Source organism: Streptococcus pseudopneumoniae (assembly GCF_001074975.1).
Lineage (GTDB): Bacteria > Bacillota > Bacilli > Lactobacillales > Streptococcaceae > Streptococcus > Streptococcus pseudopneumoniae_D.
This window is the reverse complement of sequence record NZ_JUUO01000118.1, coordinates 37610-47498: the sequence shown is the minus strand read 5'-3', so window position 1 is coordinate 47498 and position 9889 is coordinate 37610. Positions and strand designations below refer to the sequence as shown.

12 protein-coding genes and 2 pseudogenes are annotated in these 9889 nt (G+C 40.4%); 3 read left to right on the top strand and 11 right to left on the bottom strand.

Annotated elements, in window-relative coordinates; translation table 11 throughout:
* Positions 1-30 precede the first annotated feature (30 nt).
* From ADI86_RS07475 to rpiA, 3 genes are read right to left on the bottom strand one after another with little or no spacing between them, the layout of a single operon-like run.
* Positions 31-594 (bottom strand): DUF1697 domain-containing protein, encoded by a 564-nt coding sequence (locus tag ADI86_RS07475; protein WP_049532422.1) that lies wholly within the window; start codon positions 592-594, stop codon positions 31-33.
* Between the two features lies 1 nt (position 595).
* Positions 596-1807 carry a phosphopentomutase gene (locus ADI86_RS07470; protein ID WP_049532420.1) on the bottom strand — a complete coding sequence of 404 codons (1212 nt, stop codon included), beginning with the start codon at positions 1805-1807 and terminating at the stop codon, positions 596-598.
* A 23-nt stretch (positions 1808-1830) separates the two neighbouring features.
* The gene (rpiA, locus tag ADI86_RS07465; RefSeq protein WP_049532419.1) at positions 1831-2514 is read right to left on the bottom strand and encodes a ribose-5-phosphate isomerase RpiA; all 684 of its coding nucleotides are present in this window, start codon (positions 2512-2514) and stop codon (positions 1831-1833) included.
* Between the two features lie 224 nt (positions 2515-2738).
* On the opposite strand from rpiA, the pseudogene ADI86_RS12340 reads away from it, so the two are divergent.
* Positions 2739-2924, top strand: a pseudogene (locus ADI86_RS12340) (hypothetical protein).
* Positions 2925-3260: 336 nt separating this feature from the next.
* Here the strand turns inward: ADI86_RS12340 and tnpA are convergent.
* The 8 genes and pseudogenes from tnpA to ADI86_RS07425 all read right to left on the bottom strand — a co-directional run bounded on the left by tnpA (position 3261) and on the right by ADI86_RS07425 (position 8333).
* Positions 3261-3776: pseudogene (gene tnpA / locus ADI86_RS07460) on the bottom strand (IS200/IS605 family transposase).
* Positions 3777-3978: 202 nt separating this feature from the next.
* Positions 3979-4890: a thioredoxin-disulfide reductase gene (trxB, locus tag ADI86_RS07455; RefSeq protein ID WP_049532416.1), complete on the bottom strand. Its 912-nt coding sequence runs from the start codon at positions 4888-4890 to the stop codon at positions 3979-3981.
* 65 nt (positions 4891-4955) lie between these two features.
* Entirely contained in the window at positions 4956-5180 is a 225-nt protein-coding gene (locus tag ADI86_RS07450; RefSeq protein ID WP_000926599.1) for a DUF4059 family protein, read from the bottom strand.
* Positions 5181-5257: 77 nt separating this feature from the next.
* The gene (locus ADI86_RS07445) at positions 5258-6001 is read right to left on the bottom strand and encodes an amino acid ABC transporter ATP-binding protein (protein WP_000590965.1); all 744 of its coding nucleotides are present in this window, start codon (positions 5999-6001) and stop codon (positions 5258-5260) included.
* A complete protein-coding gene (locus ADI86_RS07440) occupies positions 6001-6801 on the bottom strand; it encodes an amino acid ABC transporter permease (protein ID WP_049532415.1) in 801 nt (266 codons plus the stop codon). The genes ADI86_RS07445 and ADI86_RS07440 overlap by 1 nt, the downstream gene beginning before the upstream one ends.
* Before the next feature lie 157 nt (positions 6802-6958).
* A complete protein-coding gene (locus ADI86_RS07435; RefSeq protein WP_049532414.1) occupies positions 6959-7315 on the bottom strand; it encodes an arsenate reductase family protein in 357 nt (118 codons plus the stop codon).
* Between the two features lie 5 nt (positions 7316-7320).
* The gene (locus ADI86_RS07430) at positions 7321-7839 is read right to left on the bottom strand and encodes a methylated-DNA--[protein]-cysteine S-methyltransferase (protein ID WP_049532413.1); all 519 of its coding nucleotides are present in this window, start codon (positions 7837-7839) and stop codon (positions 7321-7323) included.
* A complete protein-coding gene (locus ADI86_RS07425) occupies positions 7839-8333 on the bottom strand; it encodes a GNAT family N-acetyltransferase (protein WP_049532412.1) in 495 nt (164 codons plus the stop codon). The genes ADI86_RS07430 and ADI86_RS07425 overlap by 1 nt, the downstream gene beginning before the upstream one ends.
* Positions 8334-8467: 134 nt before the next feature.
* On the opposite strand from ADI86_RS07425, the gene ADI86_RS07420 reads away from it, so the two are divergent.
* Positions 8468-8914: a DUF1836 domain-containing protein gene (locus ADI86_RS07420; RefSeq protein ID WP_049532411.1), complete on the top strand. Its 447-nt coding sequence runs from the start codon at positions 8468-8470 to the stop codon at positions 8912-8914.
* Positions 8911-9558 (top strand): PAQR family membrane homeostasis protein TrhA, encoded by a 648-nt coding sequence (gene trhA / locus ADI86_RS07415; protein WP_049532409.1) that lies wholly within the window; start codon positions 8911-8913, stop codon positions 9556-9558. The genes ADI86_RS07420 and trhA overlap by 4 nt, the downstream gene beginning before the upstream one ends.
* Positions 9559-9889: the final 331 nt, after the last annotated feature.

The following is a 9889-nucleotide window of genomic DNA, read 5'->3' as shown; positions in this document are numbered from 1 at the left end:
CGTACTCAAGTACAGCCTGCGGCTAGCTTCCTAGTTTGCTCTTTGATTTTCATTGAGTATTAGCATTTGACCGATTTTGTCAAAGGTTTTTGCATTACGAATGGTAATTTGGCGGTAGAAAGGCATCTTGAGTAAGTACTTGTGATAGGCCGTTTCGTAGTATGATTCTTCGGAGTATTTTCCCCAGAAAATACCAAGTTTTCCAAAATGAACGACTTCATCTTCCAGTACCAAACTGTCCACTTTCTCGATAACTTGATCCGCATCCAAGCCCTCCGTATAGAAGAGGACGTCTTTTCGTGCCAAGTTTTCGTTCCACCAATCTGGCAGATTCTCCAGCTCTGCTTCATAATCTTCCTGACTCAGCAAAGAAAAGCTCTTAATAAATGGATAATGGATTTCAAAGAAAGCCTCTAATTTTTCAACCAATTGGGCTTTGGGAGTTGTCGAAGTAAAGAAAATGTTGCCACTATTGATGTAGGTTTCAACCTTTTCAAGTCCCAACTCTGTCAGTTCTTGACGAAGTTGCACCATGACAACCTTATTCTTGCCACCAACATTAATGCTCCGAACAAGTAAAGCATATCGCGTCATCTTATACCAATTTATCTAAGAAACTTTCCCCAATCATGGCAGTTTCAACGCCAAAGTTATCGGCAATAGTCGCTGAGATATCTGCGAAATGTCCGACTGGTAGCAAACCATTTCCTTTAAAGGCAGGGCTGTAGGCCAAAAGTGGAATGTATTCACGAGTGTGGTCTGTTCCTGCATAGGTCGGGTCATTCCCATGGTCCGCGGTAATCAAGAGAAGGTCATTCTCTCTCATGGCTGCGATAATTTCAGGCAAGCGTTCATCAAACTCATGCAAGCAATCACGGTAACCATGGGCATCACGACGGTGGCCGTAAAGAGCATCAAAGTCAACCAAGTTTGTGAATGAGAATCCTTTTTCAAACTCAGCAAGGCCCATAGTCTTCAATAGTGTATCAATTCCATGACTATTTGATTTGTTGTGACCCATATCATGGTTGATACCAGCACCGTTAAAGATATCGTTAATCTTACCAACAGCGTATGTATCAATACCTGCTTCGTTCAATTTATCCAACACAGTTGGTGCAAATGGAGATACAGCCAAGTCACGACGGTTTGCAGTACGAGTGAAGTTACCAGGCTCACCTACATAAGGACGGGCAATGATACGACCTAAAAGGGCTGGACGCTCAAGGGTGATTGAACGAGCGTATTCACAGATACGGTACAATTCATCCAAAGGAATAATGTCTTCGTGGGCAGCAATCTGCAAAACAGGGTCAGCTGAAGTATAGATAATCAACTCCCCGGTTTCCATCTGACGTGGTCCAAAATCATCAATAACAGCTGTTCCTGAGTAAGGTTTGTTAGCTTCACGAATAACCTTGCGTCCTGAGAATTCTTCAATTTTTGTCAAGATTTCTTCTGGGAATCCGTTCCAGAAAGTATCGAAAGGCTCCGTAATGTTAAGTCCCATGATTTCCCAGTGCCCAGTCATGGTATCCTTACCAAGAGATACTTCTTCCAATTTCGTTGCATAACCAGTTGGATTGCTTTCTGCTGGTACAGTCTTAAGAGGAGTTTCTCGAGGAATATTTCCAAGACCAATTTTAGCCATGTTTGGGACATTCAAACCAACTGCTTTTGAAATGTGTCCTAATGTGTCAGAAGCTCCATCTGGAACTCCTGCATTGACAAAGTTATTAGCATCTGGTGCAGCACCGATTCCTACAGAATCCAGTACCACCAAGTGAATACGATTAAATTTTGACATAGTATGTCTCCTTATTACTTTGATTAGTTTGCTTTTGTTGAAGTTAAAATCTGAACCCCATCTCGGCCAGCAACGATGACCTTATCCACCATTTTGTTGAATAATCCGTGCTCCACAACACCAACGATATGGTCCAATTCTTTCCCAAAGGCAATTGGGTCTTCGATGACATCCAAGGCAAGGTCAATGATAAAATTCTGCATATCTGTCACAAAACGTTGACCGTCTTTTTCACGGAAACTTGGTTTGTAGCCAGCTCGCTCAAAACGACGAAAGACTTGTTCTGCACCATACTGAACCACTTCTACTGGCAATTTAAAAGCACCTAGTTTATCTACCAGCTTGCTTTCATCCACCACCCAAATGTATTCTTTTGAGGGCGTTGCAACCACCTTTTCCATGAGAAGGGCACCACCACCGCCTTTGATTCCATTAAACTGACTATCCACTTCATCCGCCCCGTCGACTGTCACATCGACAAAGTCTACTTGGTCAATAGACTTGAGTGGGATATTAAGCCCTTCAGCCTGTTTACTGGTCACACTAGAAGTCGTTACAGCTGTAATCTGCAACCCTTCTTCTTTAATACAACGACCAATTTCTTCGACAAAATAATAGGCAGTAGAACCAGTTCCCAGTCCGACAACCATTCCATCCTTGACAAACTCAGCAGCCTTGATGCCTGCCATTTTCTTCAGATTTTCCACTCAAACACCTCCATTAAAGAGCTACTTTTATTATAACATGTATCCGTTTTTATTTCATGGATACACTGGAAAAACCCGAACATTTTTATTTCTAGCTTATTCTGGTAGTTAGAATCTTAGTTGTGAGAACTTGTACATAAAAACAGGTACTAGACAAAAGCTGCAACAATTGATTTTTTATCATAAAAATGATTAAATAGTTAAGTACAAAAAAGGAGAATAAGATGAACTCATTAGATTTGTTTAATCAAGTAAAAGAACTAATCTAAACAAAAGATTTCGAAGCTACAAAAACATTTGTTACAGAAAATCAAGAACAGCTTGGAGAATACTTCTCTCAAGCTCAGCAATTGATTTCTGGTTATGAAGGTCTAGATGGCCTCGTTGACAAGATTAAAGGATTTTTCTAAACATATAAGAGGGTGACAAAACTCAATTTCAGGAAAAAATGAACTAAATTTTCCCACAATCATGACCACCCGTCTAACGGGTGGTTTGTCCCAAGGCTATAAGCCCAAATTACCAGAGTCTGGGACAAAAGTCTAACCTTAAATATAAAAAGCGAACAAAACAAGTTATCTTACACTCAGAATTCTGTTTTGTTCGCTTTTTTATCTAATCTATCGATTTTAAAAATTTATAATAAAGAATTCCTAAAATCAAAATCTTTTTGTCCCAGACTCTTTCACTTTGTTCAAGCCTTATTGCTCTTGACTCGTCACTTGCCTCTCAAAGAGGCTTGGGTATTACTTACCACTATCCCTAAAGGGATCCTCATATTCTTTTACACTTAATTTATCTAGTGCTATATCATGCTTTACTCGTTCTCAAATTTTTATACTCGTGAAGAAATCATCCACTGGATAATTTCTTTATTCTTGAATATATTTCTTAATTGTGGCTTCATTGAGGCCAACCGTACTCACATAATAACCTTCCGCCCAGAAATGCCGATTCCCAAACTTATATTTGAGATTGGCGTGTTTGTCAAACATCATGAGTGCACTTTTCCCTTTTAAATACCCCATGAAGCTTGAAACACTTATCCTTGGTGGAATACTGACTAACATATGTACATGGTCTGGCATCAAGTGTCCTTCGATAATTTCAACTCCTTTATAACTACACAATCGATGAAATATCTCGCCTAAACTACTTCGATATTGATTATAGATGACTTTTCGTCTATACTTAGGGGTGAACACAATGTGATACTTACAGTGCCACTTTATGTGCGATAAACTATGAGCCTTTTGTGCCATATTTTTCTCCTTTCGCTTTACAATTGGCTTGAACACCTTTATTGTACCGCGTTTGGAGTTTTTTTGGTATAACCTTCGACGCGCACCCGCATAGCGGGTGGTTTATTTGTCTCGCACCTAACGGAGCGAGACGGACTAATAGTCACATAATAAAACGCATAGTATCAAGTTTTTGTAACTCTGATACTATGCGTTTTTATGATTAACTATGCTCTGTAATAAACTTGTAAGCTTCTTGACCAGCGATAGCTCCATCTCCAACTGCTGTTGTTACTTGGCGAAGGTCTTTCAAGCGAACATCTCCAACGGCAAAGATACCATCAACTGCAGTTTTCATGTGGTTATCTGTCACAATCCAGCCAGCCTGATCTTGGATATTCAATTCTTTAACAAAATCGCTAAGAGGGTCCAATCCAACATAGATAAAGACGCCACCGAAGGCTTGTTCTGTCACTTGACCTGTTTTCACATTTTCAAATACGACAGATTCTACTCTGTTTTCACCCTTGATTTCCTTGACTACAGAATCCCAGATAAAGCTGACTTTTTCATTAGCAAAGGCTCGGTCTTGTAAAACTTTTTGGGCGCGAAGTTGATCACGACGGTGAACAATGGTAACAGTCTTGGCAAAACGAGTCAAGAAGAGGGCTTCTTCCACAGCCGAATCTCCACCACCGACTACCAACAAATCTTGGTCACGGAAGAAAGCTCCATCACACACGGCACAGTAAGAAACACCACGACTGTTCAGTTCTTCTTCTCCAGGCACTCCCAAAGGACGGTGTTTAGAGCCAGTCGCTACGATAACTGTACGTGTTTCATATGTTTGGTCATCAGTAATCACTTTCTTAAAATCACCATGGTCTTCTACATTTTCAACATAACCATAAATGTTCTCAACACCAAGATTTTCAAGCGGTTCAAACATCTTTTCTGCCAATTCTGGCCCACTAATATTAGCGTATCCTGGGTAATTTTCAATATCAGATGTATTATTCATCTGACCACCTGGCAGACCACCTTCAATCAAGGCTACTTTCAGATTGCTTCGAGCAGCATACAAGGCTGCAGTCATCCCTGCAGGTCCAGCACCGATAATAATAGTATCGTACATATAGTTTCCTTCTTTCTTGTTGTAACTATCTTTATTCTAACTCTTTCTTGTCAATCATGCAAGGATTATGCCTTGAAAACAAGAATTAAACTCATAACCGCAAAGGATAATACTGGAACAACCAAGACTCCAATCATAATCATATCATAGAGATGGGCTTGGCGAGCCTTGGCTGTCTTATCAACTCCCGACATGGCTCTTAGTCCAATCCAAATCCCTAAAAAAATCAGGACGAGGATGGTGGTCAAGATCAAACTCTCGAAATATAAAGAAAATAGTTGCAGTAGCATGGTTTCTCTCATTTCTATCTTTTTTAAAGAGTAAACTCAGCTAGTCCAGCTAACTGAGTTTTTCTTTATCTATTATATCAAATATAAGTCCGTTTGTAACTAGCGAAGAATTCTTTTGTCCGCTCTTCTTTAGGATGGTGGATAATCTCATCCGGTGTTCCAGACTCGATGATTTTCCCCTTATCTAAGAAGAGAATCTTATCAGCTACTTGGGCTACAAAGGACATGTCATGACTGACCAAAATCATGGTTTGACCTGACTTAGCAGCATCTGCAATAGACTTCTCTACTTCACCGACCAATTCTGGGTCAAGAGCTGAAGTTGGTTCGTCTAAGAGCAAGACATCTGGTTTCATAGCAAGCGCACGCGCTAGGGCAACCCGTTGCTTTTGTCCACCTGATAAATGACGAGGGTAATGATTCTCACGGTCAGAAAGCCCAACCTTAGCCAACTCTTCCTTGGCAATCTTAGTCGCTTCTTGGTCAGATAATTTCTTGACAACAACCAAGCCTTCTTTCACATTATCAAGTGCTGTGCGGCGTTCAAACAAATTAAACTGTTGGAAAACCATAGACAGCTTACGACGTAGGGCAAGGATTTCTTCTTGAGTGATTTTAGAAAAATCAACTGAAAAATCATCAATCTGAATAGAACCGCTGTCAGGTGTTTCAAGATAATTGAGACTGCGAAGGAAGGTTGATTTTCCAGCTCCTGAAGAACCAATCAAGGCGACAACTTCCCCTTTTTGAATATCCAAGTCCAGATGATCCAAGACAGTCTGTCCTGAAAAGGATTTGCTTAAATTCGAAATCTTAATCATTAACGAAGGTCTCCTTTCACATCTGTTTGCACTGTATCAGGTGCAGAAATAGCCATTTTTCTCTCGATGAAACGACCAAGACTTTCAATACCGATATTGACTACCCAATAAACAAGGGCAACGGAGATAAAGCGTTCAAAGTAACGATAATCGGCACCACCCAAAATCTGAGCTTGGGCAAAGACTTCCACAACACCCGCACTGAAGGCTAGGGAAGTTCCCTTGGTCAAGCCGATTAGGGAATTGATCAAGGTTGGAGTCGCCACAACGGCCGCATTTGGAATAATCACTCGTCGATAAACTTGTGCTCGGGTCATACCCAGACTGCGTGCTGCCTCAATCTCACCAGGATTGACTGAGAGAATAGCTGCACGAATGGTTTCACTAGCATAAGCTGCCTCATTAAAGGCAAAGGCTACAATCGCAAAAACAGCCGCTGGAATCGCATTGATATTGAAACCAGTACCCCATTGCTGATTGAGAGCTTTCAAAGCCAAAGGGATTCCGTAGTAGGTCAGCATGAGTTGCACCAAAATCGGTGTCCCTTTTAAGAAACTAACAAAGAAGGCCTGCAAGGGGTATAAAATCTTGACACGATTGATCTTCACAATGGCAAAAAGAAGTGCCAAAACCAAGCCAAAAAAAGCACCTCCAATTGTCAACATAATCGTTGTTGGAAGTTGTTGGACAATTCTTGGAATCCCATCAAAGACCGAACGTAGGCTAAACAGCTTGCCATCCGGAATCAATTGCATCAAGTTTTGGTACCAATCTGATGCTAAAATCGTTGTAACATTCATAAAAACATCCTCTCCTGATAATGATTCATTCTACCATACTTCTGCCGTCAATGAAATTATTTGCTACGGTCAGATACAGACTTTGTCTATCTACTAGTTTATCATACTTTGAAACAGGGAGGTTATATATTTTATCTATCAAAGAGATAAGTAAAAACTATTTCAATCCCAATTCTTCATAAGGTTTTCGATAACCGATTTGCTTAACAGTTCCATTTTCTACTAAAATGGGCCGTTTTAACAACATACCGTCACTTGCTAGTAACTCAGCCGCTTCTTGGTTTAACAGACTTCCTACCTTATCTTTCAGCCCTAATTCACGGTATTTAATTCCACTGGTGTTGAAAAATTGCTTTAGCTCAAACCCTGAGGTTTCTAACCAGTTTAAAATTACTTCTTGGCTGGGTGTTTCTTCTACGATATGAACAGCATTGTAGTCCACACCGAGTTGGTTTAATTCTTGTTTTGCTTTTTTACAAGTTGAACATTTTGGGTATTCGATAAATTCTAACATGTCTTTCACTTTCTATTGTTTATATCTTTAAAATCTGCGCCTTCATGCTCCAAGAGCCAAGCTTTCTTTTCCACTCCCGCAGCATAACCTGTCAGACGCTTGTCTGCGCCTAGCACACGATGACAAGGTACTAGGATAGACCAGGGATTGCGTCCCACTGCTCCACCAATTGCTTGAGCAGAATCCACTTGTAGCTCTTGGGCTATTTGTCCATAGGTCACTGTCTGACCATAAGGAATTCCCTGTAAATAGGACCAAACTCGCTTTTCAAAATCCGTTCCGATTGGAGCCAAGGGCAAGTCGGATAAATCCCGAGACTTGCCTTTAAAGTAATCATCTAAGCAAGCAATAACTGGATCTAAAATGAGATGACTAACAACTTCTTCTATCGTTTCATCTCCTAGTCCTCTCTCAAAATACTTCTGCTCCTGCACCCAAATTCCATACAAATAATGGTCATCAGCTACCAGTGATAGAATACCAATTGGCGAAGAGTAGAGCATTTTTGCGTACTTCTTTTGCATTATTTCTTCAATTTTTGATAGGCCAAGCGTTCGCCATCAACTGGAACCTTACCAACCTGTTTAAATCCGAGTTTTTGAAAAATATGTTGCATAACCTTGTTTTCAGCATGCGTATCTGAGCGAAAATCTAGATAATCAAATCCTTCAATTAAGCCCTCTAAGAAGGTTTGAGCAACGCCCTGTCCCTGAACATCTGCTGCCACAGCGATTCGGTGAAAGACTAGGTACTCTGACTCTCCAGCTTGCCATTTTCCTTCATAAATGGCCTCAAAGGCTGCCTCTGGACTCTTAGTCACAGCGACATAAGCTAGTAGTTCTCCATCTTCCAAGGCTACGTAGGCTTGACCTGAGATAATATCATCGATGATAACATCTGCATTTGGATAACCATTTTGCCACTGGTCACTACCAGCATCTGCTAAACATTTTTTAGCATCCTCCATCACCTGCATGATGGCATCTACCTCATTTGGAAAAGCTAAACGAATCTCCATCTTTTCTCCTCATTTCTGACTAGTTTCTCCCATCATAGCATAATTTAAGCCTTTCTACAAGCAGTTAAAACTTGACTTTCTGTTTTTATTATTTTATAATCTAGTTATTAAAACTAGATAAAAAGGAGTTGAAAATGAAAACTACCTTTTCCTACCCAAAATGGGCAGAAATTCCAAACATTGACCTCTATCTGGACCAGGTTTTACTCTATGTCAATCAGGTCTGCGCCCCTATCTCTCCTGATAAAGACAAGGGCCTAACAGCATCTATGGTCAATAATTATGTGAAACATGGTTACCTGACAAAGCCTGACAAGAAAAAATACCAACGTCAACAGATTGCCCGTTTAATTGCTATTACAACCCTCAAGTCGGTATTTTCTATTCAAGAAATCGCTCAGACACTTAATACTCTCCAAAGTCAAGCAAGTTCAGACCAACTCTACGATGCTTTTGTAGATTACATGAACCAAGGAATTGACCCATCAAACCCTATTATCCAAACCAGCTGCCAAACCGTTAAACTCTATCATCAAACTCTAGCCTTAATCCATCATACTGAAGAGGAGGTAATCCAATGAATACCAGTCTTAAACTCAGCAAACAACTCAGTTTTGGAGAGGAGATTGCTAATAGCGTGACCCATGCTGTGGGTGCAATCATCATGCTCATCTTACTGCCTATTTCATCCACCTATAGTTATGAGACACACGGATTTTTATCCTCTATCGGCGTTTCCATTTTCGTCATCAGTCTCTTTCTCATGTTCCTCTCATCCACCATTTACCACTCTATGGCCTATGGTTCGACCCACAAATATGTCTTGAGAATCATTGACCATTCTATGATTTACGTTGCCATTGCTGGCTCTTACACGCCCGTCGTCTTGACCTTAATGAACAACTGGTTTGGTTATCTGATTATTGCCATTCAATGGGGAACGACCATCTTTGGTATTCTCTATAAAATCTTTGCTAAAAAGGTCAATGAGAAATTTAGCCTTGCTCTTTACCTGATTATGGGCTGGTTGGTTCTGGATATCATTCCAGCCATTATCAGTCAAACGACACCCATTTTCTGGAGTCTCATGGTAACTGGCGGACTCTCTTATACAGTTGGAGCTGGATTTTACGCCAAGAAAAAACCTTATTTCCACATGATTTGGCATCTCTTTATCCTAGCTGCATCCGCACTCCAATACATCGCCATTGTTTATTACATGTAAAAATAGGTCGGGACGAAAAATCCTAACCTCATTTTTTTATTCTCTATGATGTTTTATACCCAATCAAAAAATTACTCTAGCCCATTTTATAGTACCTACTATCGTGCCGTCAATTATGGGATACTGCTTCCCTACTAGTACGTAAATCAGAATGGTTAATACTCAATGAAAATCTCTTCAAACCACATCAGCTTTACCTTGCCGTAGATATATGTAACTGACTTCGTCATTCTTATCTACTACCTCAAAACGGTGTTTTGAGCAACCTGCGGCTAGCTTCCTAGTTTACTCTTGAATTTTCATTGAGTATAAATCATAAACACCCACCCGT

Excerpts from the sequence above, each read along its gene's own strand:
- ADI86_RS07445 (WP_000590965.1), bottom strand. The coding sequence starts at position 6,001 with ATGATTAAGATTTCGAATTTAAGCAAATCCTTTTCAGGACAGACTGTC.
- ADI86_RS07450 (WP_000926599.1), bottom strand. The coding sequence starts at position 5,180 with ATGCTACTGCAACTATTTTCTTTATATTTCGAGAGTTTGATCTTGACC.
- trhA (WP_049532409.1), top strand. The coding sequence starts at position 8,911 with ATGAATACCAGTCTTAAACTCAGCAAACAACTCAGTTTTGGAGAGGAG.
- ADI86_RS07440 (WP_049532415.1), bottom strand. The coding sequence starts at position 6,801 with ATGAATGTTACAACGATTTTAGCATCAGATTGGTACCAAAACTTGATG.
- ADI86_RS07470 (WP_049532420.1), bottom strand. The coding sequence starts at position 1,807 with ATGTCAAAATTTAATCGTATTCACTTGGTGGTACTGGATTCTGTAGGA.
- ADI86_RS07420 (WP_049532411.1), top strand. The coding sequence starts at position 8,468 with ATGAAAACTACCTTTTCCTACCCAAAATGGGCAGAAATTCCAAACATT.
- trxB (WP_049532416.1), bottom strand. The coding sequence starts at position 4,890 with ATGTACGATACTATTATTATCGGTGCTGGACCTGCAGGGATGACTGCA.
- ADI86_RS07430 (WP_049532413.1), bottom strand. The coding sequence starts at position 7,839 with ATGCAAAAGAAGTACGCAAAAATGCTCTACTCTTCGCCAATTGGTATT.
- ADI86_RS07435 (WP_049532414.1), bottom strand. The coding sequence starts at position 7,315 with ATGTTAGAATTTATCGAATACCCAAAATGTTCAACTTGTAAAAAAGCA.
- ADI86_RS07425 (WP_049532412.1), bottom strand. The coding sequence starts at position 8,333 with ATGGAGATTCGTTTAGCTTTTCCAAATGAGGTAGATGCCATCATGCAG.
- ADI86_RS07475 (WP_049532422.1), bottom strand. The coding sequence starts at position 594 with ATGACGCGATATGCTTTACTTGTTCGGAGCATTAATGTTGGTGGCAAG.